Annotated in this window: 28 protein-coding genes; 16 read left to right on the top strand and 12 right to left on the bottom strand. The window is 54.0% G+C overall.

Features of this window, described 5'->3' with window-relative positions:
- Window positions 1-202 precede the first annotated feature (202 nt).
- The 13 genes from H9X91_RS03005 (at window position 203) to H9X91_RS02945 (ending at window position 12,760) form a co-directional block, all read left to right on the top strand.
- A complete protein-coding gene (locus tag H9X91_RS03005) occupies window positions 203-766 on the top strand; it encodes a TetR/AcrR family transcriptional regulator (RefSeq protein WP_207754317.1) in 564 nt (187 codons plus the stop codon).
- 189 nt (window positions 767-955) lie between these two features.
- On the top strand, window positions 956-2,431 hold the full coding sequence (locus tag H9X91_RS03000; RefSeq protein ID WP_243414403.1) for a DUF6138 family protein: 1,476 nt from the start codon (window positions 956-958) through the stop codon (window positions 2,429-2,431).
- On the top strand, window positions 2,428-3,810 hold the full coding sequence (locus H9X91_RS02995) for a DUF6138 family protein (RefSeq protein WP_204802559.1): 1,383 nt from the start codon (window positions 2,428-2,430) through the stop codon (window positions 3,808-3,810). Before H9X91_RS03000 ends, H9X91_RS02995 begins: the two co-directional genes overlap by 4 nt.
- Window positions 3,811-3,859: 49 nt before the next feature.
- Window positions 3,860-4,510 carry a suppressor of fused domain protein gene (locus H9X91_RS02990; RefSeq protein WP_204802354.1) on the top strand — a complete coding sequence of 217 codons (651 nt, stop codon included), beginning with the start codon at window positions 3,860-3,862 and terminating at the stop codon, window positions 4,508-4,510.
- A gap of 27 nt (window positions 4,511-4,537) precedes the next feature.
- Window positions 4,538-5,293, top strand: coding sequence for a hypothetical protein (locus H9X91_RS02985; RefSeq protein WP_204802351.1), 756 nt, complete (start codon window positions 4,538-4,540; stop codon window positions 5,291-5,293).
- 24 nt (window positions 5,294-5,317) lie between these two features.
- The gene (locus tag H9X91_RS02980; RefSeq protein WP_243414402.1) at window positions 5,318-5,992 is read left to right on the top strand and encodes a hypothetical protein; all 675 of its coding nucleotides are present in this window, start codon (window positions 5,318-5,320) and stop codon (window positions 5,990-5,992) included.
- A 23-nt stretch (window positions 5,993-6,015) separates the two neighbouring features.
- Window positions 6,016-8,448, top strand: a complete 2,433-nt coding sequence (locus H9X91_RS02975) for a DUF6892 domain-containing protein (RefSeq protein WP_204802349.1) — start codon at window positions 6,016-6,018, stop codon at window positions 8,446-8,448.
- Between the two features lie 9 nt (window positions 8,449-8,457).
- Window positions 8,458-9,483, top strand: a complete 1,026-nt coding sequence (locus H9X91_RS02970; protein ID WP_204802347.1) for a hypothetical protein — start codon at window positions 8,458-8,460, stop codon at window positions 9,481-9,483.
- A gap of 15 nt (window positions 9,484-9,498) precedes the next feature.
- Window positions 9,499-10,122, top strand: a complete 624-nt coding sequence (locus tag H9X91_RS02965; RefSeq protein ID WP_204802345.1) for a hypothetical protein — start codon at window positions 9,499-9,501, stop codon at window positions 10,120-10,122.
- A gap of 41 nt (window positions 10,123-10,163) precedes the next feature.
- Entirely contained in the window at window positions 10,164-11,024 is an 861-nt protein-coding gene (locus H9X91_RS02960) for an NADAR family protein (RefSeq protein ID WP_117484284.1), read from the top strand.
- 9 nt (window positions 11,025-11,033) lie between these two features.
- Window positions 11,034-11,411, top strand: coding sequence for a hypothetical protein (locus tag H9X91_RS02955; protein ID WP_243414401.1), 378 nt, complete (start codon window positions 11,034-11,036; stop codon window positions 11,409-11,411).
- A 43-nt stretch (window positions 11,412-11,454) separates the two neighbouring features.
- Complete coding sequence (locus tag H9X91_RS02950) at window positions 11,455-11,742, top strand: hypothetical protein (protein ID WP_227605417.1); 288 nt, start codon at window positions 11,455-11,457, stop codon at window positions 11,740-11,742.
- 13 nt (window positions 11,743-11,755) lie between these two features.
- Entirely contained in the window at window positions 11,756-12,760 is a 1,005-nt protein-coding gene (locus H9X91_RS02945) for a hypothetical protein (RefSeq protein WP_204802341.1), read from the top strand.
- 247 nt (window positions 12,761-13,007) lie between these two features.
- Here the strand turns inward: H9X91_RS02945 and H9X91_RS02940 are convergent, their stop codons facing one another.
- The 9 genes from H9X91_RS02940 to H9X91_RS02905 all read right to left on the bottom strand — a co-directional run bounded on the left by H9X91_RS02940 (window position 13,008) and on the right by H9X91_RS02905 (window position 20,220).
- Entirely contained in the window at window positions 13,008-13,361 is a 354-nt protein-coding gene (locus H9X91_RS02940) for an ATP-binding cassette domain-containing protein (RefSeq protein WP_204802339.1), read from the bottom strand.
- A 2-nt stretch (window positions 13,362-13,363) separates the two neighbouring features.
- Entirely contained in the window at window positions 13,364-14,260 is an 897-nt protein-coding gene (locus H9X91_RS02935; protein WP_243414400.1) for an iron chelate uptake ABC transporter family permease subunit, read from the bottom strand.
- Between the two features lie 77 nt (window positions 14,261-14,337).
- Window positions 14,338-15,330 carry an ABC transporter permease gene (locus H9X91_RS02930; RefSeq protein WP_338111930.1) on the bottom strand — a complete coding sequence of 331 codons (993 nt, stop codon included), beginning with the start codon at window positions 15,328-15,330 and terminating at the stop codon, window positions 14,338-14,340.
- Window positions 15,331-15,562: 232 nt separating this feature from the next.
- On the bottom strand, window positions 15,563-17,677 hold the full coding sequence (locus tag H9X91_RS02925; RefSeq protein WP_204802337.1) for a heavy metal translocating P-type ATPase: 2,115 nt from the start codon (window positions 17,675-17,677) through the stop codon (window positions 15,563-15,565).
- 52 nt (window positions 17,678-17,729) lie between these two features.
- Window positions 17,730-18,002, bottom strand: coding sequence for a DUF6110 family protein (locus H9X91_RS02920; RefSeq protein WP_087238102.1), 273 nt, complete (start codon window positions 18,000-18,002; stop codon window positions 17,730-17,732).
- Window positions 18,003-18,020: 18 nt separating this feature from the next.
- The gene (locus tag H9X91_RS14780) at window positions 18,021-18,140 is read right to left on the bottom strand and encodes a DUF6219 family protein (protein ID WP_275532993.1); all 120 of its coding nucleotides are present in this window, start codon (window positions 18,138-18,140) and stop codon (window positions 18,021-18,023) included.
- Window positions 18,141-18,170: 30 nt separating this feature from the next.
- Window positions 18,171-19,091 (bottom strand): helix-turn-helix domain-containing protein, encoded by a 921-nt coding sequence (locus H9X91_RS02915; protein ID WP_204802335.1) that lies wholly within the window; start codon window positions 19,089-19,091, stop codon window positions 18,171-18,173.
- A 110-nt stretch (window positions 19,092-19,201) separates the two neighbouring features.
- Window positions 19,202-19,624, bottom strand: a complete 423-nt coding sequence (locus tag H9X91_RS02910) for a flavodoxin (protein ID WP_087238106.1) — start codon at window positions 19,622-19,624, stop codon at window positions 19,202-19,204.
- A gap of 44 nt (window positions 19,625-19,668) precedes the next feature.
- Window positions 19,669-20,220, bottom strand: coding sequence for a DUF3793 family protein (locus H9X91_RS02905; protein WP_204802333.1), 552 nt, complete (start codon window positions 20,218-20,220; stop codon window positions 19,669-19,671).
- A 265-nt stretch (window positions 20,221-20,485) separates the two neighbouring features.
- On the opposite strand from H9X91_RS02905, the gene H9X91_RS02900 reads away from it, so the two are divergent.
- Window positions 20,486-20,881, top strand: coding sequence for a metal-dependent transcriptional regulator (locus tag H9X91_RS02900; protein WP_204802331.1), 396 nt, complete (start codon window positions 20,486-20,488; stop codon window positions 20,879-20,881).
- A gap of 209 nt (window positions 20,882-21,090) precedes the next feature.
- On the opposite strand, the gene H9X91_RS14270 is transcribed toward H9X91_RS02900, so the two are convergent.
- Genes H9X91_RS14270 through H9X91_RS02885 form a run of 3 tightly spaced genes read right to left on the bottom strand, consistent with a single transcriptional unit; the run spans window position 21,091 to window position 22,210 of the window.
- Window positions 21,091-21,234 (bottom strand): hypothetical protein, encoded by a 144-nt coding sequence (locus H9X91_RS14270; RefSeq protein ID WP_243414399.1) that lies wholly within the window; start codon window positions 21,232-21,234, stop codon window positions 21,091-21,093.
- Window positions 21,235-21,271: 37 nt separating this feature from the next.
- Window positions 21,272-21,517: a heavy-metal-associated domain-containing protein gene (locus H9X91_RS02890; protein ID WP_204802327.1), complete on the bottom strand. Its 246-nt coding sequence runs from the start codon at window positions 21,515-21,517 to the stop codon at window positions 21,272-21,274.
- A 6-nt stretch (window positions 21,518-21,523) separates the two neighbouring features.
- Complete coding sequence (locus H9X91_RS02885) at window positions 21,524-22,210, bottom strand: class I SAM-dependent methyltransferase (protein WP_204802325.1); 687 nt, start codon at window positions 22,208-22,210, stop codon at window positions 21,524-21,526.
- A 302-nt stretch (window positions 22,211-22,512) separates the two neighbouring features.
- Here H9X91_RS02885 and H9X91_RS02880 point away from each other — a divergent pair, with 302 nt between their 5' ends.
- A complete protein-coding gene (locus tag H9X91_RS02880) occupies window positions 22,513-23,358 on the top strand; it encodes a class I SAM-dependent methyltransferase (protein ID WP_204802324.1) in 846 nt (281 codons plus the stop codon).
- A 60-nt stretch (window positions 23,359-23,418) separates the two neighbouring features.
- Window positions 23,419-23,934 carry a hypothetical protein gene (locus H9X91_RS02875; RefSeq protein ID WP_204802322.1) on the top strand — a complete coding sequence of 172 codons (516 nt, stop codon included), beginning with the start codon at window positions 23,419-23,421 and terminating at the stop codon, window positions 23,932-23,934.
- The last annotated feature ends 311 nt before the right edge of the window (window positions 23,935-24,245 follow it).

Below are 24,245 nucleotides of genomic sequence, written 5' to 3'. Positions count from 1 at the left end.
CATCTTGAACGCATCCTAACTATGCCCCCGGTGCAACACACCGGGGGACTTATTTTTTGGGACAGTCTTGCATTTCAATTAAGTTTCGCTATAATACAAATAAAGAATATTTTTTGATTTTGTACTTTATATAGGGCGGTGACAGCTTGTGGCAAGAAAGGCGTATTCCGATGAGGAGAGGGCGCAGGTAAAGGAAGCCCTGATGGCTGCCATGATCCAGTGCATCGTGGATCGGGGGCTGATCCACAGCAGTATCGAGACCCTGTGCGGAAAAGTTGGGATTTCCAAGACCTTTTTCTATAGTTTTTTCTCATCCAAGGAGGAATTGGTGTACCATGCCCTTCGGTATCAGCAGCCCAGACTGCTGGACTACGCCCGTCAGCTGATGGAGGACCCGACGCGCAGTTGGCGGGCGGGCGTGGAGATCTTCCTGAAAAACTGCTGCTACGGGGCCAAAAGCGGAGTTGCTGTTTTGTCCATTGAGGAGGAGCAGCAGGCGCGCCGCTGCCTTTCCGAAGAGAATTTTCAGGCCTTCCGACAGGACCAGGTCAGTTTTTATGGGAAACTGCTCTCCATCTTTGGCCTTCCCACAGACGGCATTGACCCCCGGCTGTTCGGTAATCTGGCTCTGGCCATGATGATGGTACACAAGGCCATTCCAGACACCATGCCATTTCTGTTTCCAGAGGTGGCGGAGGACATGGTGGACTTCCAGGTCAGGGCTCTGGTGGACGAGATGGAGCGGGTAAAAGAGAATGTGCGGTAGGTGAAAGCAAATGGATAGAGATCAGTACCCATGTCCAAACGGGCGGGAAAGACAGCAGAATATCGTTAGACACAGAGCCTTGGGATACAGGTCTTGGTTCTGTGCGGCCTTTTCACGCCCTGCGTCAGCCTGTCCAAGTGACAGGGTGTCGCGGGGCGTTTTTTATTGTTCGGAAAGAGGTGGCCTAATATGAGTTTACCAAAACGAAATAGTGCGGACGGGCGCTGTTACTGGATGAAGCCCGAGGTACAGGAAGAACTGCAACCGCTCTTTGACCAGTGCATCCAGGATGCCATTGACGGGAGAATCACGCGGCTTGATTCCCTCTGGCCGCCGGTAGTGGTTAGCAGTCAAGGTGCGCCCTTTGAGGTGTGGCAACTGCTTAGGGCGTGGACCGAAATACAGCGGGCCGAGACCCTGGATGCGGAAAAGGCCATCGCCTTCAGCGAAAACCTGCGCCGCCAGAGCCGGTGGGGTGAAATTGACCACCATTTACTTGATATGCTGAAACGGGAACTACAGGAGAAGTATTTTATCGTGACAGGCAATGAAGATGATCACTTCTGGGATCGGGAGTATTCTCTGAAACCAGGTATCCGTGCAGAGGAGGTCCCGGAGCCGCTGCTGCGTTTCGCCTGCTATGTGGCGGTGAGCTATAAGGTATATGGTATGGACTTTCAGTATCTGGACACCAATTACCTCTTTGGATTGGTGGAGAAAGTCCGTCCTGATATGGTGAAAAAGCTCCGGGAAAATGGGACCGGCAGGCTGCTGATCTCTCTGCAAAAGCGGAAAACAGAGCACTTCACCGCATCGGCCAACGATGCCTTTGCTGTGATCCGTATTACTGCCAGGGACAACACAGAGGAATGCTGCCATGAAGTGCTGAACTACCTGTGTGAGCTTCTGGAGCAGGAGGATTTTCCCCGCAGCTATGGGGTGGAGTTCAAAGGGCCGGAAAAAAGTTATCTTCCCATCACGGGACTGCCCAAAAAGGGAGTAAACCAGCTCTTTGCCTGTGCCGTGCAGTATCCCGGCCTCCACCCCCTGATGGAACGGTACGCCCGGCTTGCCATGCGGCAATATGAGCAGTACACCAATCTCAGCGATGAGCAGTGCGCGCTCCCCGGAAGTTTTGCCGTGTTCGCCCTGGGAATGCTGGGGCAAGAGTGGCGGCAGCTGGTATGGGATTATCTCGATCTCTGTGATGATGAGCACTCCCACTTACAGGAAAAATTCCTCCGGGAGTATGTGAAACAGTTCGGATTTACTGCCGATACCGTCCCTGTATTTGTCCGTGGGGTGCTGTCCATGCAGAACATGAAGTATTCCAAGGACTATGCCGCGTGGATGGCAAACGCAGAAAGCCTGGACGCTCTGCTGGAGGCAAAAATCCACCTGTCCGAGATCGTTCCAAGCGGTTTTTCCTCTGACGAGGATGACGATGATGACGAGGGCGAGGAACCCGCCGAAGAAACAGAAGCCAGCCCGGAGGAAGTGCTGCAATACGCATGGGAAACGGTCTGCTATGTGATCTGGGGCAAAGCCAGCGCCAAGGGTGGTCAGAAAGTGGTGGAAGCAGCTCCGGAGGAACTGAAGGAACTTTACCGACAGATTTTTATTCCGATAACGAAGAACCTGGAAGGAAGTGGTGGCCTGCTATGAGTTTGCCGAAACGCGACGGCGTACAAGGTCGTTATTATTTGATCCAGAAACCAGATACGAATCCCGAAGTGCTGGAACACGCCGATCAGTGCATCCAGGATGTGTTGGATGGAACTGCAAAAGAAAACCATTCCGGCTATCCGGTGGTCGTTCGGAACCAAAGTGGAACGCCCTTTCTTCCCAGCCAGCTGCTGGGTCGGTATCTGTCCAAACTGCCTTTGAAGGGATTTCCCTATGCGGATGCGGTCGCCTTCTGCGATGCCCTGCGGCGGCTGGCGGGCTGGAAAGAGATTGACCACACACTGGGACAATACATCGAACATCAGGTGCAGGAGCGGTATTTTGAGGTTGGAGAGAAAGAGGATTACTTTTCCGCTTACCCGCCCTGCACCGTGTGGCCCGAACTGAGGCCGGAGGATGTGGATGACGGCCTGCTGCGCTTTGCCTGCTATGTGGCGGTCTGTTATACGGTATATGGAGCCAGCTACAACTCCCTCACCACCGAGCACATTCTCGGCCTGGTTTCCCAGATTCGCCCGGACATGGTGAAGCAGCTGAAAACGGGCGGCAGCGGCAAATTGCCAAAGGACATCCAGCGGCGTAAGACGGAGCATTTCACCGCATCGGCCAACGATGCGTTTGCCACCATCCGCATCACCGCCAGGGACTCCACCGAGGAGTGCTATGGGGAAATCCTGGACTACCTGTGCGCGGTGCTGGAGCAGGAGGAATTTCCCCGCAGTTACTCGGTGGAGTTCCGGGGGCCGGAGAAGATTTACCTGCCCATTCCCGGCCTGCCCAAAAAGGGAGTCAATCAGCTCTTTGCCTGCGCTGTGCAGCACCCCAATCTGCACTCGGCTATGGCGCGGTACGCTCGCCTGGCTATGCGGGAGTTTGAGTGGTACCAAAACCTCGCGGATGAAGCCTGTGCGATGCCCGGCGCCTTCGCCGTGTTTGCCCTGGGGCTGGAGGGAGAACCGTGGGTGCCGCTGGTGACGGAGTATCTGGATCTCTGCGATGACGAGCACTCCTCCCTGCAAGGGAAATTCCTTCATGCCTTGATCCGGAAGTTTGGGTTTCAACCATGGACACTGGGGGTATTGGTGCGGGGCGCATTATCTATGCAGTGGCTGGAGCCTGCCAGAGAATTCCGCAGCCTGATCGCCAATGGGGAAAGCCTGGATGCACTGCTGGCAGTCAAGCGACGCTTTTCCGCTTATCTCCTGCCGGAAGAAAACGAAGACCCGAAATTCCGGGCCATTGCTTGGCAGAGCCTGCTCTGGGCCATCTGGGGACAAGCCTCTGAAAACGGCGGCAGCAAGGTCATCAAGTCGGCACCGAAGGAACTGAGAGAAAGGTATCAGGAAATTTTAGAATAGAATGTTATGTCGTTAGTATTGAAGATGAGAAAAATGAGGCGTGTGATCCATGATTATCGGAAAGTATTTGGAGAATCCAGCATTATATAGTCCCGATGAACTTGAGCGATTGGACAAGCATATTGAAAAATATTTTGGGAAAGCCACAACAGTGGTTCACGAATTTTTCAGCGAAGATATTCATGTTGATGTCTCCATCATTCCGCCCCATGAGGAACACAACTATTATACTTTGGTAACCACAGGCATGGGTGCGTTTTCGATGAAGATCCCAAGTGAATATCAAGAGGATGGCCTTCCCTCTCGGATAGAACTGATGATGTGCCTTCCGCCTGAGTGGAACCCTGAAAGTAAGGAAAGCCAAGAAAATTGGCCAGTAGAGCTGCTTCGCTATTTAGCAAGATTTCCAATCATAGAAAGCACTTGGCTGGGCTATGGGCATTCTATTCAAAACGGAACACCATACGCAGATAATACATTGCTGGCAGGGTGTGTTCTTTTAGGCGTACAGGATGCGCCGGAGGGTGCTGCCGTCTGTAAGCTCTCAGATGGAAGTTGGGTCGGTTTTTATCAGGTGATTCCTCTGACAGAGAACGAACTGGAATACAAGATTCAACATAGTACAGATGAAATGCTGGAATACATGGAAGATGTAGACCATGTTGTATATTTCCAAAGACCGGATACCAAGTTTGAATAACACAGAAGAATAAGGAGAGAACGCAACATGGAACAGGCATATTGCACCGCAGTTTTCTGGCGCGGCGGAGAAAAGATTGATCTGAATGGATTAGAGCTAAACGCGGTGCGGCGCCTATCTGTGACGGGAGAGCGGAAGGTGAATCTGTCCTTCCTGCGAGATTATCCCAATCTGGAGGAACTGACCCTAATGGAAAAATGTGAGGGTGTAGAAGTTCTCTCCGAGCTAAAGCAGCTTCATACACTGTCCCTATGGCTGTCGGCCCCTGTTTTCTGGGACAATGTTTCTCTCCCCGGCCTGCGTGTTTTCCACCTTCGTGGGGAAAAGAATGGCGACATCACCCCGCTTCTCTCCGGCATTACCTATCTCCATTTGGAGGAAATGCGGAAAACGGAAGATCTTGCCCCTTTCCTGACTCCGGCGACCCGGCTTCAGAAACTCTATCTCCAGTCACTACCAGCTGTGCAGAAACTACCGGCTCTGGATGGGCTTCCTTCCCTTTATGCCCTGAAACTCTATGAACTGCATAAACTCAGCGATTTGTCCGCCCTCTCTCACAGCCATTTGCGCTACTTTGCCGCCTCTCTGATTGGGGATAAACTCTCCGCCCAGGCGCTGGCAGATGCTGTGCTGGCAATTCCCGGTCTGGAGGCAGCCGCGCTCCAACTGGTAGACCGCTCCGGGCGGCGCTATGGCGGTGTCCAAAAAACCTTTGCCGCCGCTGGCAAGTCCCCGCTGCTGCGAGAGGAAATTAGTGCTTTGAGCACATGGCTGTCGCTGTAACACAATGGAAAGGAGGCGACCAGATTGTGTGAGAATGTGAAAATTCTTTGTCCTTACTGTTTGACGAGAGAAATTGATCCGGCACAGGCGATATGCTCTGCTTGTTATTCAAAAGAGGATAAATTGGAACGAGGCAGTTGGGATGATTTGCGGAAGCGCAAGAATACCGATGAAATCCAGATGTTTACCATAGCCAAGAAAGTAGATGAAGCGTTCCAGGTACCAGAAAATAAAGCCTATGCCTGTAGAGAGAAACACGAAATGATTCAGGCCGAGGCTTTGGAGCGGGAAATGGAAGCTTTTCACCGGCGGCGCATTCTCTGTATGGCGGAGATGTTTTCCAAGATTGATTGTAGCAGCCTCTTTCCCAGCTACATAGAATTGGATACCTATTTCAAGAATGTGCAGGATTATGCCCATCAGCACATTGCCACAGAACAGCTCAGAGAGGTTCAGGAGTATCTGCGGTCACAGATTCCATGGAAATCCCTATCCAGTCAGCAGATGGATCTGGGTGCAGAACTTCTCAACTTTTGGTGCGGAGAGGATGAGTTGGATTGGGGCTATTCTCAATATTTTGAGATTGCAGCAGGTAATCTCAAGCCGTTTCTTGCAATGACCTTATTCACAGAGATTCTGTGTAAGTATTTTCCAGATGTAATGTCTGCGCCAGTCAAGCGGCTGAGCAGCAAACTTTGAGGCACCAAAAAGGGGGTACTTTCATGCCAGGCTGGGCACAAATCATATCCGATGCGCTGGACATTCTAAAATTTGACGGAGCCGTACAGGACACTCTGGCGGAACTTCGAGAAAGATGGGGCGCACAGGTCCCGGCGCTGCTGGATGAACGCTTTGACGCCATCGGCATCCAATATATGAAATTGCCCCATGAAAAAGGAGCGGCGGCCTTGGGGCAGGAGCTGTCTGCCTTCGGCTGGGCGCTGTATAACCTGGATGATGAGGACGAGTATCTGTTTGCCTTGATCCCAGAGGAAGAACGCAGCGAATGGGAACGCTACTGCAAAAAGCAGGGGCAATATTGCCACCTGATGAAACAGCAAGGGCGAAAATGGGGCGACCATGCCAAGGAGCAGGACCCTGGGAAGCTGATGCCCTGCGAGGAATACATACTTCAGGATGAGTACGATTATTTCTTCAACTCCCTGGCGGGTGATTTTGCGGCGGGCGAATGGAAAAACCAGGATGCAGAAGAATGGAAAAACGGCTGTGTGGCCGATCTGCGCCAGCGTCCGCCCCAGGTGACCCGCGCCCACAATTTGCCGCACCTTGGGTGCCTCACTTATTCCGCAGAAAATGGACTCTATGCCGCGTCCAGAGCCGCTGGCAGCGGGACTATTGGCCGGGCATTACTGAGCAAGAATCCAGCCACGCTCAACTGGGCCGAACCGTCCCCCATTGGATATGACGGTCCGCCCCGGACCCTGTGCTGGGCTGACCATTCCCTCTGGGTGGGCGATCCCACCAACGCCACACGGATTGAACTCACCGACCGGGGCACCTGTCAGGATGTGAAAAACTGGCCCCTGCCGGAAGATGGATGGAGCACCAAATACCATTGTGGCATCGTGACAGACGGGCTGGGCCGGGTCTACTTTTCCAACGAGTGGTACAAGGGGCAGATTTACCGCTGGGAAAACGGCAAGGTAACAAAACACACCTTCTCTCTAGACGGATACGACCATCTCTCCGAGGCCGTTCCCGTTCCCAGCACAGGCCGCATTACCATGATCCATGCAGTCAGTGGCAAGGGGCGGATGGAAGAATGCCTGCTGGAACTGGATATGGACACCGGGCGGTGCCGCATCGCCCCCCTGCCTGGAATGGGCGAGGGGCTGAAACTTCGCTGGTTTACCGGGGACTGGCTGCTGGTGCAGGGAAACGGCGAAATCCTCTCCGATGACTTTGCCCAGCTCATCAATAGGAACACCCGTGAAGTGCTGCGTATCCGTCCGGGAATGTTCGGCGGGGAGAAAATGCAGCACATTGGAATACTCACCGATGGCACGGTGGTCATCGTCACCCGGCGGGATAGGGTTGGGCCGGTGTTTCGTTATCCCATCGACTTCTGGGGTTTCCTTCGGACGGCAAACAAGCCCAAAAAGCTGGAATGGCGGGAGTACAAAGAAGTGTACCCGAATCTGCCCATCTTTCTACCGCCCAAGGCCACGGAGCGAAAAATCGTTCTCAAAAAAGACAGCCTGACCATCCTGGAGTCGGTATTTACGCCGCCGTTTACCCTGTCGCAGCTGGCGGAAAAGCTGGGGCCTGCCCGCATTGTCCTGCAAAATGGAACACGGAAAAGCCCCTTAACTGGCCGGGAAAGTCCCTATACCCAGGCCCTTGCTCTGTGGGACGAGCTTGGACTCCAGGGCTGGTTGGATGAAGATGAGCAGACCATCAAAACCCTTGGTGTCCGGGTAGCGGCACAGGGAGAGTATGCGGTCCGGCAGACATTTGACGGAGCGGTTTGGATCGGGTCCAAGGACTACCGAGAGGCCAGCTGGAAGGATTTCGCCGGATTTGCCCATACCCTCAAATTAGGCGGCTTTACCGTCTATACCCGCTTGCCGGGTCCTGTTCCAGAGGAGCAATCAGCGCAGAAAGCAAAGCTGGAGGCCCTCTCCGCCATGGTACAGATCAGCTGGAAAGAGCCAGAGAATAAGGCGGCGAAAGCGCAGAAATACAAGTTATCCAAGCCGACTGAACCAGTGCTCACCTTTACCAGCTTCAACTTCAAGCTGGCGGTTATGGAAGTCCTGATGTACGAGAAAGGCTTACTGGCTCCTAAACTGGATGCACATGAGTTTGCCAGAGAGTATAGCCGACGCAAGATCGACATTGACGCGGAAGGGTATGAACCCATCCCAGAGATTCGGAAGTGGCTGGAGAAATACCCTGTCCCGGAGCGGCTGGCCCGGTCGGTCACAGAAATTGAGATGGATGGCGGCAGCGAGATTTATACCCAGCTCTGTCCGTTCTGGGATGGCGAGGATGGAGCCTTTGATCTTAATACCATTACGGAGGCGGAACTGCGCCAGTTCCCCAATCTCAAACATATTACCCTCATGTCCTCCAAGCCGGAACAGGTGCTGCCCGTTCTGGAACGGTGCGGTATCAAGGTAGACTTGCTGTGAGGTGAAAGCATGAAAGCGAAACTAAAAGTGATAAAGAACTGGGAGTTCGAGGAATTTGAACTGACGGGAACTTCCTTCAAATACAGCCCGACTGGATGCAAAGGTATGGTAGCCCGCAGCGAGGATGAAATTGTGTTTTGGACCTATCATTTCGTGCAAAAGTGCAGCGGCGTTTTGTGGGTCAAAGGCGAAGTTTCCAGGTGGATTCCCAGCCCGGAGCCGAAAGAGCAGCAAGATGTTTGGGAAGATCCTGTCTTGCTCTCATGCGACAGAGGAATACTGTTGGTTTGCCCGGCCAGTAAATCCCTTTGGTGGATGCCGCAGATGGATGGAGAGTGGATTCCGCTCCCCATGGATAACTGGTGTGCCCAGGGTATTCCCAAGCCGGTAGCAGTCACCGGAAGCCAGGGCGTTTTCCCTATTGTGTGCCGAGTGGACAACTCCGCTGATGCGACCAACAGTTTTACCAGCCTGACGGTAGACCTTGAAACCATGACTGCACACTGGGCAGAAAGCGGCTCTTGTGTATACAGCAAAGCAGGAACCCGACAGACCCATTTGGCGGCATTAGAGCGTGCTGGCGGAAATTTTGCCCAGGCAGACTTTCACTACAACTATCCTATGATTGGCTCTATACTGGAACAGAATGGACAGTTTTATGCCTTTTTGGAAAGCAGCACCATCAATCCGGCAGGTCTTTCTCTCATAGGCTACTATTGGTATCTGGAACTGGAGGAAAACGGACTATTCAAAAAGAAACTGTGGGGCAAAGATAATTTAAGCCGCCTGCCCGGAAAACACGGGATGCGCGGAAAATTCTCCGGTGACAGGACTTGCCTGATCCTGTCTCCCATTTTTAAGAATGATGACTGGAAGGGTAAACAAAAGGTGCTGCGCCTTTCAGATTTGGTGCTGATCGACCTTGCCATGCCCCGTGGATACGCTTCCTTCCATATGCTGGATGTATGGGGAAACCGGGCATTTCTCAGCGATGAGAAAAACAAGCTGGTTCTTTGTGAAATGACCTTGGAGTAGTTATGAGGGCTGAGTATGCTTTTCAAGAAAAAGATTGTATTTACAGAAGGAATGAATGAAACCCTTTGTTCTTTCGATGAAATACCCTGGTTTTCCTGTTGTGGAGTTTCGTATGATAAACCATCGTATTACCCATATCTTCAGGAAAAGGACCCAAAACGAGCAGAAAAACTACTGCTGCATACAAAGAACTACTCAGGAACCGTCTGCCTTACAAATTTGTTCAAAGAAGGCATTTGTCGTGCAGATACCTTTATTCTGCAAACGGCTGGGTGGAAGTTTTACCAGAATGAATTTATGCCATGTGTGGAGGCCAGTTGGCGCACTTATGAAAAAAGAGTATCGAAGGCAAATGGCCTCGATCTGAACTCGGCGGAAAAAAGATTCCTGCGTGATTGTGGCTTTCCTGACAGCATAGATCTTCAGTTGTGCCGAATGGTGCAATATTTACTGGTTGAACAATACTTCCTTGAAAGGTTTCCTCAGTTCCCTCTATTTTTCAGCCGGATCATTGATATTTACAAGGATGGGCATATCGTGCTCGGCTGGAATGGAAGATTTGCATCGCATGAGACGAATCTGGAAAATGAAAACGGAACCCCAATCTTACCAACAGACGGAAGTTTGATTATATGGTAAGAAAAGAAGAATTTAATTGCTGTGAGACGAGGGAAAATGATATGGCATTACAGGAAAAGAAAATAATGCCTCCCCCTTGGCTGGCTCACCGGGAGATCGAGCGATACTCTATTGGCTGGCGCATGGGCTACGGGGAGGATTACATATACCGATTTGGCGATTGGATGGACACCCTCTCCCCGGATGAGCGGACGGAATACCGCACCCTCTTTCCCGAGCCGGTGACCTGGAAGGGTTGGTGGGATGACGAAGATAGCAGCGAAGTGCTGGAACATGGGGACTTCTGGGTGAATGCGTGGCAGCCGGAAGGAAGCCCTAAATACACCCGGCAGTGGCTTCAGCAGGAGTTTGCCGCTGGGAGAAAGCGGGAATTTTGCTTATTCTGGGGCCATCAGCCTTCCGAGGACGGCCAGCTGACAAAAAGCTGCCTCAGCCAGTGGTGGATGGAGGATTTCTGGTCCATTGCCAATACCTATCTTTGTATGGAGCAGTATATGATGGCGGCCAAGGCGGAGCTCTTTGGCGATAGTGAAATCCAGGAGCAGATATTGAAGTGTAGTGACCCTAAACAGATCAAGGCCCTGGGCCGCAAGGTGCGGGGTTTTGACCAGAAGGTATGGGATAAGTTCAAATACGCCATTGTATTGAATGGCAACTGGTGCAAATTCAGCCAAAACCGCGACCTGCGCGAATTTCTTCTCTCCACCGGAGATAGTGTGCTGGTGGAGGCCAGTCCCTATGATAACATCTGGGGTATTCGTCTCGCAGCCAGCTCCCCCGAGGCGCAGGACCCGATGAAGTGGCGGGGGCAAAACCTGCTGGGTTTTGCTCTAATGGAGGTACGGGACGAACTGCGCCGGGTCACGCAGAATGAAATGTTGTGCGACTGGAACGCAGTCTGAGGTAAAATGATGGAATTATTTGCAAAAAGAATGACTTGGGAGCTGGACAATGAGGAAGGGCTGTCCTGCCTGTTCTTTGAACTGGAGGATGGTTACTTTACACTCTCCCGCAAGACCGGCGCGGAAGCACTCCGCTTGGAAATGAATGATCCAGCCAATGGTCAGTTGATTGACCCGGACTGTTTTGAATATGCCCTTGATAATACCAGGTTTCGTCTAAATATCGTGCGGAACAACCGAAAGGTTCTGCGGTATCTGGAAGAACACCACATCAACACGGAGTTGTATGGAGAAATCGTCCTTCACTACACTCCTCTCAGCAAGCCACAGCTTGAAACAGTATCTGCCGTAACTCTCAGGCTGTTTTTCGGTGAACTGCTCTTTTAGAAGGAAACAGTACTTCGGCTGGGAAAAATGAAAGGAGATCATGATGGATGATATACAGCGCAGCTGGCGTCATGTGGATTTTGGCACGGGAAAGGTCATTTTTCTGGATGTCACACGAAAAGAAGATATGCTGCAAGTGGAATATCCGAACTGCTTTCTGCTGGATATGGGCTGGTATCAGGACAGATACATCATTTCTGTCATTCATAACTTCGATTGGGCGAATCCAGTCCAGCAGTATGAAACGACAGAAACAAATCAGCTTCCCGCGCTATTGATGGAGGCGGTTTATCTTGTGGAAAAGGAATCGCGGTCTGCTGTGGTGAATTGAAAGAGGACTTGATATGAACGAGAATTTATTTCGCCCACAATTTGATAAACTGAAACTGTCCGATAAGCTCTGGCTGATGCAGACGCTGGCGACTCGTTATCATTTGACATTCAAGGAACTATACGCCTTTTCCCGCTGGGGGCAGAGCTGCACCACCGGCCTATTTGAAAAAGGTGGCCGGGAGTTTGTCTTTGTCCCAGGCGATACCGTGATTCTTGGCTGGGAGAGCTTTGTCCAAGGAATGGACAGGGCCAACCAAGAGGAACTGGCGGATATTTTTGCGGAAATCGAATATGAGGGCTCTGCGGAGGAATTTCTCAGGCAGAGCATGACCCCAGTACGCCAGGTGACCATCGGCCCCATGTTCGTAGGCAGAAAACTGGAGGAGATCGGCTGGGAAAGCGTACCCATGAACGACCCCCGCATCACCGCTCACCCGGACTGGCTGGAGAACCTACAGAAGTTGGCAGGCCGGAACAGCCAGAGCCTTGAGATCCACCAAACGGTCCGCTTTGAACGCAATGGTGATAGCTGGCGAGCGTGGCTGTGCCATCCAATGACCTACCCGGAGTTTCAGCGGTCCCTGTTGTGGGAGGTGGCAGCCAGCCTTCCCACGCCGGATGAGTGGGCCTATCTGTGCGGAGGCGGATGCCGCACCCTGTTCCCATGGGGGGATGGACTGGACTACTCCATGCATCTGCACCACTTTGAAAGCGAGGAAGATCAGGGTAAGCCATACGACATGGAGCAGACCAACTTCTTTGGCCTGTCGATCGCCTACGACCCCTATAAGCGGGAGCTGGTAGAGGGGAAAACATTGACCACCTGCGGCGGCGACGGCGGCTGCAATATCTGCGGCGGCATGGGTCCTTTGCTTGGATATTTACCCTGTTCCCCTCACTGTAAACCGGAGGTTCGGGAAGATAACGAGATTCACAATGACTATGACTTTTTCCGTCCTGTTATCCGGGTGCAGACATCCGGGTGGAGAATGGTATCGCCCGAAAATGAGAGGTGATATTGATGAAAAGCCGATTGGAGCAATTATTGGACGAGCTATTAAGACAAATTGATATACCTGCGATGGAGCAAGCCATGTCCAAGCAGTATAAGAGCCAGATCCGCAGACGCTGGGAACTTCCGGCAGACTATTGGATGCTGTTGGAGCGCTGCTGTGGACTGCGAACCGTGTGGAGCAATGATACCTATGAGGCCCTGGAACTGTGGGGACTGGATACCCTTGTGAAGGGCCAGGAGGGATACGCCTATAATCCTGTGGAACAAAAGGTAATTAAAGATTGGGACGAGCATCTTGTGGGAAAGCGCCCGAAAGTCACCAGCTCCCGCACAGTCAGCTTCATCTGGATGTTATTGGACTGGGTCAGGATGGCAAGGCGCTTGGAGAGCTCCTTGCTTTTCCATTTGCCAATGTCCTTGCCCTCAAAGTCTATCAGTCCGCTGTCGTGGGCGATCAGTCGGGAGATCATGCCCATGACGGTGGACTTGCCCGCGCCGTTGGGGCCGATCAGGGAAATCACCTTGCCCTTGGGAATGGCGAAGCTCACGCCGTCCACCACGGTTTTCCCGTCATACTGTTTTGTCAATTCCTGTACACGCATGGTCACACCTTCTTTCTTGTCAGGAGGAGGTAGAGGAAGTAAAGGCCGCCGCCCACGGTGATGAACACGCTCACCGGCACGGAGTAGGAATACACATGCTCGACGATGAGCTGCCCGCCCACCAGCACGATCATGCCGAACAGGGCCGAGCCCAGCACCAGCTGGGTGTGGCGGAAGGTCTTGAGCAGCTGCCGGGACAGGTTGGCGATGATGAGCCCCAAAAAGGAGATGGGTCCTACCATGGCGGTGGCCACGGCGATGCAGAGGGTCACGCCCAGCAGCAGGCGGCGGATGCAGCGGTCGTAGTCCACCCCCAGATTAATAGCCTGCTCCTTGCCTAAGGTCAGCACATCCAGCAGGGCCAGCTCCTTTCGCAGTGCGAAGATGACGCCCGCCAAGAGGATCAGGGAAAAGACGATGATCTCGGAATTGATGTTGCTGAAGCTTGCCACCAGAGTATTCAGCAGGCTGTCGTACTCATTGGGGTCCATGACCCGTGTAAGAGTAGTCTGAATGCTGCTGAAAAACGAAGTTAGTACTGTGCCCACCAACAGCACATACAGCACATTGTGCTTGGTCTTTTTGAAGATCCAGCTGTAGATAATGGTAGCGGTAATGCCCATGAGCACCACATCCACCGCGAAGGACAGGTTGGCATTGGAGGCCACCACGCTGGCAGACCCCAGGAAAAACACCACCGCCGTGTGGATAAGAGTGTACAGGGAGTTCATGCCCAACAGGCAGGGGGTCACGATGGTGTTGTTGATGATAGACTGAAACACCAGCGAGGCGCCGCCGATGGAAAAGGCGGTAATGAGCATGACAATGAGCTTGGGGGTGCGGATCTTCATGGCGTAGGCCAGCAGCTTGGGATTAGAAAAGTTGACCTCCACCAACATATATCCTGCCGCACAAAGAAGAACAATCGCAGCCAGGATCAGGAGTTTGCGCCGGTTGGCGCGCACGGCAGCGGTGTTCACTGGTCCGCACCTCCCTTCAGATTAGGCATGGCGGAGCAGCAGCCTGTTCCGGCGCTGCCCAGACGGATGGCTTTTCGGCCGTGCTTGAGCCGGTAAAAGAGCAGGCCGATAAAGATCAGGCTTCCCAGGATGCCCACGATCAGCTCGATGGGCAGCTCGTAGGGGGCGATTACGATCCGGCCGATCATGTCGCATACCAGCACAAAAATGGCGCCGAACAGAGCGGTATCCACCAGCGTGCCCCGGATCTTGTCTCCCTTGTACATGGCCACCACATTGGGCACGATCAGCCCGATGTAGGAGATGGAACCAACCACCACCACAATGCTGGCGGTGATCATGGCAGCGATGGTGAGCCCGGAAAAGAGGACCAGGTTATACGGGACACCCAGGTTCTTGGAAAAATCCTTGCCCAGTCCCACAATGTTGAAATGGTTGGCGAAGAGGAAGGCCAGCACCACCAGCGGGACCGTCAGCCAGACGATCTCATACCGGCCTTTCAGCACCAGCGAGAAGTGGCCCACCAGCCAGGAGGACAGAGCTTGGGTCATCTCATATTTGTAAGCCAGATAGTTGGTAATGCCGCCGATGACATTGCCGAACATGATGCCCACCAGAGGGACCATCACCACATCCTTGAACTGGATGCGCTGAATGAACCAGACGAAGATCCAGGTGCCCAGAATCGCCGTGGCAAAGGCGAAGATAGCCCTGCTCCATAGGGTGGAGGCCGGCATAAAGAGCAGAGCCAGCAGGATGCCGAACTGCGCCGAGGAAATTGTCGCGCCGGTGGTGGGCGACACAAATTTGTTGCTGCACAGCTGCTGCATGATGAGCCCCGCCACGCTCATGCCGATGCCGGTACACAAAATGGCCAGCAGACGGGGCAGCCGGGAGATGATGAAAATCTCCAGCTGCTCAAAATTGCCCGCCAGAAGCTCGCCCGGCGTCAGATCGATCACGCCTACAAACAGCGAGCAGCAGGACAAGACAAGCAACAGAGCCAAGAGAACTATGGTAGAACGATACGGTCTGATACAATCCTCCCCTTTCTTCAATACGGTTAGCTATAACTAACTGTATTGTAAAAAACGATGCGCAGCGGCGATTGGACTTACCATGCATCACGCACTGCGCATCGTGGGCTTATTATAGCACACGGAGTTAGTCATATGCGACCACGCAAAAAGCACAAGCTACCAAGCGGAAAGGATTCTTTTTTTATCCATTATGCGAATTGTTGCCCCGAGCGGACTGCGTCTGAGCAGTCAGCCGGCCCATGCTCCGCAGGCTGACGCCCAGGGTGGAGAGATTGTGCAGCGTGGCAGAGGTGGCGGGCGGCAGAACACCGGCCACACCAAGGGCAATCAGGGTGCCGTTGAAGCCGATAACGAAGCGGTAGTTGGAGTGGATGCGCGCCATCAGCGCCATGGCGATCCGGCGCAGCTCTACCAGTTCCCAGAGACTGTCGGCAGCGATGGTGATGTCCGCGATTTCCCGGGCGATGGCGGCCCCGTCGCTGATGGCAATGCCTGCATCCGCCTCGGACAGGGCCGGTGAGTCGTTGATGCCGTCGCCCACCATCAGGACGGTATGCCCCTCCCGGCGGAGCCGTGCCACATACTCCGCCTTGTCCGCCGGAAGGACTCCAGCGCGGAAGTCATCCACTCCCACCTGGGCGGCAATGGCTGCGGCGGTGCGGTAACTGTCGCCGGTGAGCATGACGGTATTGGTGACCCCCAGAGCACGGAGGGTGGACAGAACTTCCTTCGCCTCCTCCCGCAGCGGGTCGGAGATGCAGATCACAGCGGCCAGCTGCCCCCCTACTGCCAGATACAGGTGGGAATACTCCGGCGGCAGCGCATCAAAGCGTTCCTGTTCGTCCTCTGGAACGACGCACCCCTCATCCTCAAAAATAAAGTGGGCGCTGCCGATGAGGACTCGCTCCTCATCGACGGTGCTTGCGATGCCGTGAGCCACCAGATACTCCACCTTGGAGTGGTACTCCTCGTGGCGCAGGCCCCGGCGCTTGGCCTCCTCCACCACGGCGTTGGCCATGGAATGGGGGAAGTGCTCCTCCAGACAGGCAGCCAGCCGCAGCATTTCGGATTCCTCTTTGCCACCGAAGGACACCACCTGAGCCACCCGGGGGCAGGCATGGGTCAGGGTGCCGGTCTTGTCGAAAATGATGGTGTCGGCGGCAGCCACCGCCTCCAGGAACTTGCCGCCCTTGACGGTGATATGGGCCCGTCCCGCCTCCCGCATGGCAGAGAGGACGGCCAGAGGCATAGCCAGTTTCAGGGCGCAGGAGAAGTCCACCATCAGCACCGACAAAGCCCGTGCTACATTCCGGGTAAGGACGAAGCTCAGCAGACTCCCTATAAAGGTATAGGGCACCAGCTTGTCCGCCAGATTGGCAGCCTTGCTCTCAGCCTCCGACTTCATCTGCTCCGACTGCTCAATCATGTGAACGATTTGGTCATAGCGGCTCTGACCGGAGGCCTGCTTTACCTCCAGCACACACTCGCCCTCCTCCACCACGGTGCCGGCATAGACTGCGCCTCCGGGGCGCTTGGGTACCGGGATGGATTCGCCGGTGAGGGACGCCTGATTGACAGTGACCTCCCCCTCCAGCACCAGGCCGTCCACGGGGACGATGCCGCCGGCGCGGACGACTACCGCATCCCCCGGCTGGATCTGGGACACAGGGACCAGCACTTCGCCCTGGGTCGTGCGCAGCCAGACCCGGTCCACATTCAGCGACATACACCGGGCCAGATCCGCCACAGATTTCTTCCTTGTCCACTCCTCCAGCAGTTCACCTACCTCCAGCAGGAACATGACCATTCCGGCGGTTCCAAAGTCCCTTCTGCAGGCGGAAATGGAAATAGACAGGGCATCCAGCAGCTCCACCTTGATGCGGCGGCGCAGCAAGCAGTGCAGTCCTCGCCGTACAAAGGGGATCATGTGCCAGAGAATACGGGCAATCCGCAATGGGGACGGGAGAAACAGGGTACAGGCAGCTTTGCACACTACCTTAGTTACCAGCTTCTCCTCAAATTCCCGGTTCAGCGCCCGGGTGCTGTGGGCGGGCAGTGATGTGGTCCGCTCCGCCTCCTGCCAGGAAAACTGCCGGATGGCCTCCAGCACAGTTTGTCGATCCCCATCGTAGTACAGGATCACAGCACAGGTGCGTTCATGGACGGTGACCTGGCGTGTCCAGGATTTTCCTTGGAGCCAGGCTTCCAGCAGATCCGCTTGAGCGAGTGTCATCTGTTTCTGGCGCAGCCGGAACCGGATGCGCCCCCGGCTCTCGTGCAATATGGTTGCGTTCATAGGTTCCTCCTTCACGAAAAGAGGGAGCCGCTGGCGGCTCCCTCTGGGTCAATCAGGCTTCTTCGCTTTCCAGATTGGCAGCGGCGGCTTCCTCCGCTTCCTTTGCAGCCCGGTCCTCGTTCAGCTCCTTGGCGGAGGCCAGAATGTCCGCAGCGTTCTCCTGCACCGTGGTTACGGTCCCCATAACCGAGTCCTTCATCCGCAGACCGGCGGCCGTGACATGGACATAGGCCTTTTTGGCGTCCTTGCTGGACAGCAACTTAACGCCAAAAGAGCCAAACAACGCACCGCCCGCAAAGCAGGCCAGTTTCGTATAAACACTCATTGCAATACTTCCTTTCCCTTATTTCCGCTTGTAGCCGGTGACCATGACCATAATCATGCAGATCACAGCGCCCCAGGCCCAAAAACGATGTTGTTTCATCGCTCTCACTCCTTTGATCACTTTGGAATGTCTGGTTATTATAGCAGGAAATGTGGGGGCTTGTCGCTGTCAAAACGGACGCAGAGTTGCGGTTTCCGACATTTTTCTGTACTGGCCGGGAGTCATGCCATACTCCCGCTTGAACGCTGCGTTGAACTGGCTCATACCCTCATACCCCACAGACTGCGCAATTTGCTGAATGGACATCCGGGTGGTACAGATCAGCTCCTGTGCTCGCCGGAGGCGCTGCTGGATCAAATACGTGTGGATCGGTACGCCATAGGCGCGGCGAAAACCTTCTTTCAAGAAGGTCGGGGAAACGGAAAACTGTTTGCAGAGGAGCGCAATGGTGAGCTTATCAGACAGATGCGTCTGTATGTATGCCTTGACTTCCAAGAGACTTTGGGATACTGGGCAGCCTGAGCCGGAGAGAGATTCATCCGATTCAGATACTTCGGTGCAGAGCAGATACAGCAGTTCCACCGACTTGAAAACACAGTAGCGTTCCTGCTCCTGCTCTGACAGACAGCGAACGGTTTCAAAAAACGCCTGTGTCCAAGGTGTGCCGTGCAGGGCCGTGCAGCCGCTTCTTGCTGTCATCTTTTTCTTGACGATCCTGGTGTCCAGCTTCATCCCCAGAGTGGAGCAGACCGTCACAAGGCTTTCCTTTGCGGCTTTAGCGTCCACGGCAATCAAAACGCCGCACAGGTTTCCGCTACACTGACACGAGCGGAGAGCGGAGCTGTCGGAGAGGAGGAAGATCCCCGGAGCCTCCACCATGCAGGAAGCACCCTGTAACGCTCGGACAGTAAGGCGGCCAGTCATGCAGAACAGCACCTCAAACTGGAGCGGTGCGCCGCACACTGGGACAGACCGCAGAGGTTCCTGTTCCGGCTCCGGCAAGGAAAAGCGGCAGATTTCTACCCCTGGCATACCGTGGCCCCAACGGCCCGTGCCGGAGCCCTGCCTCAATAAGTATTCTTTCAGCATGATTTCTCACGACCTGTTTCTCTGGGTTCGGAAATGGTTTTGTCTATGCTGACTGGGGATACAGGCAGAAGGCAGGAGACGAGCGCCTCCTACCTTCTGCGGTGTTTTTGTCAGGCCAGCGACGCGCCCAGTTCGCGGCAAGCCGCCAGAGCGTCATCGTCCGGAGCTTCGTTGCAGATCACGCTGTCACAGGCCAGATTGGCGCCGCCGTCGCTGCAGCGGGATTCCCAGCTGCGCATCCATTCGCCATCGCCCCAGCCGTAGGAGCCGAACAGGGCGATATTCTTCCCACTCAGCCTGCCCTCACAGGCGGTGAACATGGGCTCGAACTCGCTCTCCTCCAGCTGTTCCGCCCCCATGGAGGGGCAGCCAAAGGCGATGGCGGAATATTCGCTGACCTGCTCCGGGGAGAACTCCGCGGCAGTGATCACAGATACCTCGGCGCCCTTGCCCTTGGCGCCTTCGGCCACCGCCATGGCCATGGCCTCGGTGTTTCCCGTGCCGCTCCAATACACAACTGCAACTTTACTCATAAGACGCAACGACCTTTCTTTCTGGATTTGTTATGGTAGAAACATCAACCAGCTACGGTAAGCTGCTCGATGGATTTCCCTTGCTGCCACTGCCGGAAGTAGATTTTGCTGCACATCTCGTATTTCTCAAAGATATTTCTGGCGGCCTGTTCGTCGCCGTAGACCTTCCAGCAGCCCACGCATTTGTGATTGCATGCCCGATTGCAGATGAAGCCCAGCACATCCTCAGGGGGATAGCTCAAAAACAGGCCGATCTCATGGGGGAATTCCCCCTCGCTCCGGAGCCGGTGGATGAGGTGAACCACGCAGCCATTGGGGTTTTCCGGCACATAGCCGTATTTCAGAAGCAAGGCTCTGGCCCGTTGATCGGTCAGATCGCTCTCCAATGCATTGGGCCGGTAGGCATAGATCAAAGCGCGGCCTTTGCGAACCCGGAGCGGCAGAATACGGATTCCTCTGGGAACCAGTTTCTTGTTCAGCCAGCACAAGTCTTGCGTCAGATCCTTCCGGCTGGGGCAGGCGCAGGAAAAGAGATTTCCCGTCTTGATCCCGGCCAGGGTGGGAGAGCAGTGACGAATCAGCAGATCCTCTGACATAGGCGTTTCCCTCACAAAATCATGTCCAGATGCGGACAATGCGGTGAAATGTGGAATACTGACAATTTAAGAAAGTTAGCAATAGCTAACCGATGCGTTAAAAAATATAGCCACTGCCTCTTGGTTAGCGATAGCTAACTAATGAAATTATATATAGGACTTGTTCGCTTGTCAAGAGGATGTATGGATTTTGCAGACAAAAAATGGCGCTTCTCAGATACCTGTGCTATAATATGCAAAACACCCATTTTTTATGGAGGTTCCTATGGCGATTCACGAGTCTGGACAGATGTATCTGGAAACCATCTATATTCTCTCTCAGGACAGCGCCTTCGTTCGGGCTATCGATGTGGGAGAACAGCTGGGCTTTACCAAACCCAGTGTCAGTAGAGCCATGTCCATTTTGAAAAAGGACGGGTATGTGAATGTGGACGCCGACGGTGCGATCACCCTGACGGAGACCGGGCTTGCCATTGCAAAGACGATGTACACCCGCCATACAGTGTTGAGCCAGATGCTGATGGAACTGGGTGTGGACGAGAAGACCGCGACCGAGGACGCCTGCCGGATTGAGCATGTGATCAGCGAAAAATCCTTTGCGGCGGTGCAGGCGCACTTGGAGCAGGTAACGAAAATGCGGGAAGATGCTCACGGGCAATGAGCTTATGCAAATTTGGCGGACTTTGTTATCGAGCGGCAACATGATAAGTGAATACCTGCCATCTGACACAGAAGACAAAATGCGGTGGAGCCTGGATATGGCCTCCACCGCATTCTTATGTGATCTGCGCTTTTGAATCAGGAGCGGCTTGCTGCTTGGGCTTTGTGTGAGTTCACCGCCAAGCGCACCTGCTCCATAGCTCCAACCGCTCACGACAGTTCGCCCTTATGTGGATGCTGTCTTTTCAAAAGTTTTCGGGCGGCTTTTTTGATTTTATGGCACACGCCAAGAACAGTGATGCAAAACAGCAGGGCCGCTAATCCATATCCAAACGACTGCATTGCCATGTTCATGTTCACGCCTCTTTTCTGGCCGCTGCCGCCAATGAACTCAACCGAATAGTCCTCTTTTTTTGTACGGTTCCTTCTGGATCGTGCCGACCTCATACCCCGTGCCGCGAATGGCGTTCATGAGCGCCTCCGTGTCCAGCTCTATTTCAGAGAGGATCACGGCCTGGTTTTTGCTGTGGGAGGAGTTTACCTTTTTGACCGGGCAGGCTTTGTGTACGGCGTCATTGACATGGGCTTCGCACATCCCGCACATCATTCCGTTGACTTCCACTGTGTACTTCCACATGAGTTTTCATTCCTCCTTGACTTTTGTATGATCGAACTGCGCGGACCGGACGGCGATCTGCCGTGCCGCAGTCCGTTCATTCGAGATCTTCCTGGCCATCAGACAGCACAGCGGCGCCAACGAACTTCCGAAAAGCGGATGGCGAACGATGGAATAGCCACACTCGGACAGATATGCCATCAGCTCCCCGGAAGTCCAGACATGATACACCCGAAAGCCTGAAAGCCCCATGAACCAGAGCCGGAGTCTGGCGCATCGGCTTTTGCCCCAGACAAAGGTAGGAGCGAACAGCCATCCCCTTGGCTTTAGAACCCGCCAGGCTTCCGCCAGAACTTTTTCGGGATGAGGCATGACATGGAGGGCGTTGGAGATCACGACCGCATCGAAGCTCTCCGGGCCGTAGGGCAGTTTGGTGGCGTCCTGGACGGAGAAATGGAGCCGAGACGAATACACCTGCTTTTTGGCCTGACGGATCATTTCAGCTGAAAAGTCGGTTGCCTCCCAGCTCCGGACACATGGAGACAGCGGGACGGACAGCTGACCTGTTCCGCAGGCCAACTCCAGTACGTCCATGTCCCGTTTCAGAAAAGGACGCATTGCTTTGCATATCTGCTGATAGGTTGTCTGAGAGCGGCGCATGAAGCCGGCGTAATGCCGTGAAAACCGCTCCCAAAACTGCTTGTTGTCATCCATGCAGTATGGTCACCTCAATGATGGTTAGCGATTACTAACTATATCATACTCTTTGTCTCATGAAATTGCAAGAGGCCGCCATAACATCTTTCTGTCAATGGATGGCCAACACTTCAAACGAAACAATGGTGTCATATCCTAAAAGCTGATAGCTTTGTTATCACATGACTGCGGTGTGAAAGCCGTTTGCTATAGTTTATTGCGCTGGAACGAAAGCATGATCTGATACGAAAATAACTTGACTGGTTAGCGATAGCTAACTATAATCAAACATAGAGTACCTCATCTTTTGAGGAGGGCCTATGGAGAAGTATAAAATCGAGAAGGACTCCGTGCAGGAGACGCTCATCATCCCGTTGTATGGCCGGCGGCTTTGCTCGCAGCGGTTCCCTGGCCTTTATCAGGATTCGACGGCGGCAATGCTGATGGAAAAGGTGGACTACGACTTTTCTCCTTTGGAGCGGCAGGCAAACAGTCTGATGCAGACCTTCGGTGCGCTGGAGGTGGCCATGCGCCAGAATGACCTCACCTGGGAAGTGCGGGATTATCTGAATGCCCATCCCAGAGCCGCCGTCATCAATCTGGGCTGCGGTCTGGACAACACCGGGCAGGCCTGTGACAACGGCCGGTGCAGCATCTGGAATATCGACCTGCCGGATGTGATCGAACTGCGGGATCGCCTGTTTCCTGCCGGAGAGCGGGAGAAAAACCTGGCCTTTGATCTGAAAGACCCGCGCTGGATGGATGCCGTCCGAACTGATCCTGATGATGGAGCGGTGCTGTTTGCCGCCGGAGTCTTCTACTATTTCACGACAGAAGAGGTCAAATCTCTGGCCACAGGCGTCGCAAAACGCTTCCCAAGAGGGCGGCTGGTCTTTGACGCGGCCGGGAAAACGGCTGTCCGGCTTATGCTGAAAACCTGGGTGAAGCAGGCGGGTATCCGGGATGTGGGCGCCTATTTTTCCGTCAAGGACGCCAAGCGGGAGCTGGAGCCATGGTCGCCGCTTTTTTCTGTTTCCAGCCGGGGCTATATGCTGGGCTATCAATCGCTTCATGATCCGGCGGTTCGGCCCGTCCACCGGCTGCTGGCGAAGCTGGCCGACGGACCGATGCATCTGCAGATCGTCCGAATCGACTTTGCAGAATGATGATACCTAACCAATTTTTTCACCCGAAATACGAGCAAATGATCGTGATAGGGGATGTGTATGAACTGGACGCGCACCGTTTTGGACGGGTTCGCTATAGCGGCCTACTCTAACCTGTTCGCTGGGTTTGTAGCACTCTATCGACCCCGGCTGATGTTCCCCTGTTATCTGCCTGCCATCATCAAGGCGGCGAAAGATCCGCCCACCGGGGTGGAAAACCGTTTTTACTGGCTATGGATCTGCTTTGGAAAGCTGCTGCCTCTCCTTCTTTATGGTGCGGTCAGCACTGTGGAGGGCGGGACAACCGGATTCTGGGTTCTGGTTCTGACAGCCTATATCCAGTGGATGATGGTCAATTTCTGCGACCTGTTCTTTCTGGATTGCTGGCTGATTCAGAGGAAGGCGAAAAGCCGGTTTATCATCCCGGGGACCGAAGGGCACCCCGGCTACGGGTTCAACGCCTGGGTGAAGGACTACGCTCTGCCGGAGTACCTGCTCCAGTGGCCGTTTTTGATGTGTCCCATCCTGGCGGCGGCCCAGGCAGGGTTGGGGCTGCTCATCGATATATTTTGGTGAACGGTAAGAAAACAAGATGTGCCGCATGAGTGCTCCTTTTCAAATCATCAGTCCGGCAGTCAAGATGATGGGGATGCAAAAATTGTTTTCCATACTCCCAGAGGGACCGCTGGAGGAAGCAAAAAAAGATGAATGAAGAGTGTGGCTTTCAGCGGCATTAAATGAAATGATTCCGAAGATATCAGTGAAAAAGCGCTCCAATGTGGGACCCGCACTGTTTGGTACAAACTCTGCCCTCATGATGACGCTGGATGTGGTGTTGGGTGCTTGAGTGAGTGAAGGTGAAAAAATGGGACAAGAAGAGCGGATTC

The sequence above is a fragment of the Oscillibacter valericigenes genome (genome assembly GCF_016902445.1).
Lineage (GTDB): Bacteria > Bacillota > Clostridia > Oscillospirales > Oscillospiraceae > Oscillibacter > Oscillibacter avistercoris.
This window is presented reverse-complemented; position numbering and strand designations above follow the sequence as displayed.

What these genes read in the sequence shown, in the direction of transcription:
- H9X91_RS02995 (WP_204802559.1), top strand. Translation starts at nt 2,428, where the DNA reads ATGAGTTTGCCGAAACGCGACGGCGTACAAGGTCGTTATTATTTGATC.
- H9X91_RS02880 (WP_204802324.1), top strand. Translation starts at nt 22,513, where the DNA reads ATGGAGAAGTATAAAATCGAGAAGGACTCCGTGCAGGAGACGCTCATC.
- H9X91_RS02990 (WP_204802354.1), top strand. Translation starts at nt 3,860, where the DNA reads ATGATTATCGGAAAGTATTTGGAGAATCCAGCATTATATAGTCCCGAT.
- H9X91_RS02925 (WP_204802337.1), bottom strand. Translation starts at nt 17,677, where the DNA reads ATGAACGCAACCATATTGCACGAGAGCCGGGGGCGCATCCGGTTCCGG.
- H9X91_RS02965 (WP_204802345.1), top strand. Translation starts at nt 9,499, where the DNA reads ATGCTTTTCAAGAAAAAGATTGTATTTACAGAAGGAATGAATGAAACC.
- H9X91_RS02935 (WP_243414400.1), bottom strand. Translation starts at nt 14,260, where the DNA reads ATGTTGGTGGAGGTCAACTTTTCTAATCCCAAGCTGCTGGCCTACGCC.
- H9X91_RS02945 (WP_204802341.1), top strand. Translation starts at nt 11,756, where the DNA reads ATGAACGAGAATTTATTTCGCCCACAATTTGATAAACTGAAACTGTCC.
- H9X91_RS02875 (WP_204802322.1), top strand. Translation starts at nt 23,419, where the DNA reads ATGAACTGGACGCGCACCGTTTTGGACGGGTTCGCTATAGCGGCCTAC.
- H9X91_RS02975 (WP_204802349.1), top strand. Translation starts at nt 6,016, where the DNA reads ATGCCAGGCTGGGCACAAATCATATCCGATGCGCTGGACATTCTAAAA.
- H9X91_RS02915 (WP_204802335.1), bottom strand. Translation starts at nt 19,091, where the DNA reads ATGCTGAAAGAATACTTATTGAGGCAGGGCTCCGGCACGGGCCGTTGG.
- H9X91_RS02950 (WP_227605417.1), top strand. Translation starts at nt 11,455, where the DNA reads ATGGATGATATACAGCGCAGCTGGCGTCATGTGGATTTTGGCACGGGA.
- H9X91_RS02970 (WP_204802347.1), top strand. Translation starts at nt 8,458, where the DNA reads ATGAAAGCGAAACTAAAAGTGATAAAGAACTGGGAGTTCGAGGAATTT.
- H9X91_RS02910 (WP_087238106.1), bottom strand. Translation starts at nt 19,624, where the DNA reads ATGAGTAAAGTTGCAGTTGTGTATTGGAGCGGCACGGGAAACACCGAG.
- H9X91_RS02905 (WP_204802333.1), bottom strand. Translation starts at nt 20,220, where the DNA reads ATGTCAGAGGATCTGCTGATTCGTCACTGCTCTCCCACCCTGGCCGGG.
- H9X91_RS02940 (WP_204802339.1), bottom strand. Translation starts at nt 13,361, where the DNA reads ATGCGTGTACAGGAATTGACAAAACAGTATGACGGGAAAACCGTGGTG.
- H9X91_RS02890 (WP_204802327.1), bottom strand. Translation starts at nt 21,517, where the DNA reads ATGTGGAAGTACACAGTGGAAGTCAACGGAATGATGTGCGGGATGTGC.
- H9X91_RS02920 (WP_087238102.1), bottom strand. Translation starts at nt 18,002, where the DNA reads ATGAGTGTTTATACGAAACTGGCCTGCTTTGCGGGCGGTGCGTTGTTT.
- H9X91_RS03000 (WP_243414403.1), top strand. Translation starts at nt 956, where the DNA reads ATGAGTTTACCAAAACGAAATAGTGCGGACGGGCGCTGTTACTGGATG.
- H9X91_RS02885 (WP_204802325.1), bottom strand. Translation starts at nt 22,210, where the DNA reads ATGGATGACAACAAGCAGTTTTGGGAGCGGTTTTCACGGCATTACGCC.
- H9X91_RS14270 (WP_243414399.1), bottom strand. Translation starts at nt 21,234, where the DNA reads ATGAACATGGCAATGCAGTCGTTTGGATATGGATTAGCGGCCCTGCTG.
- H9X91_RS02985 (WP_204802351.1), top strand. Translation starts at nt 4,538, where the DNA reads ATGGAACAGGCATATTGCACCGCAGTTTTCTGGCGCGGCGGAGAAAAG.
- H9X91_RS02960 (WP_117484284.1), top strand. Translation starts at nt 10,164, where the DNA reads ATGGCATTACAGGAAAAGAAAATAATGCCTCCCCCTTGGCTGGCTCAC.
- H9X91_RS02900 (WP_204802331.1), top strand. Translation starts at nt 20,486, where the DNA reads ATGGCGATTCACGAGTCTGGACAGATGTATCTGGAAACCATCTATATT.
- H9X91_RS02955 (WP_243414401.1), top strand. Translation starts at nt 11,034, where the DNA reads ATGGAATTATTTGCAAAAAGAATGACTTGGGAGCTGGACAATGAGGAA.
- H9X91_RS03005 (WP_207754317.1), top strand. Translation starts at nt 203, where the DNA reads ATGGCTGCCATGATCCAGTGCATCGTGGATCGGGGGCTGATCCACAGC.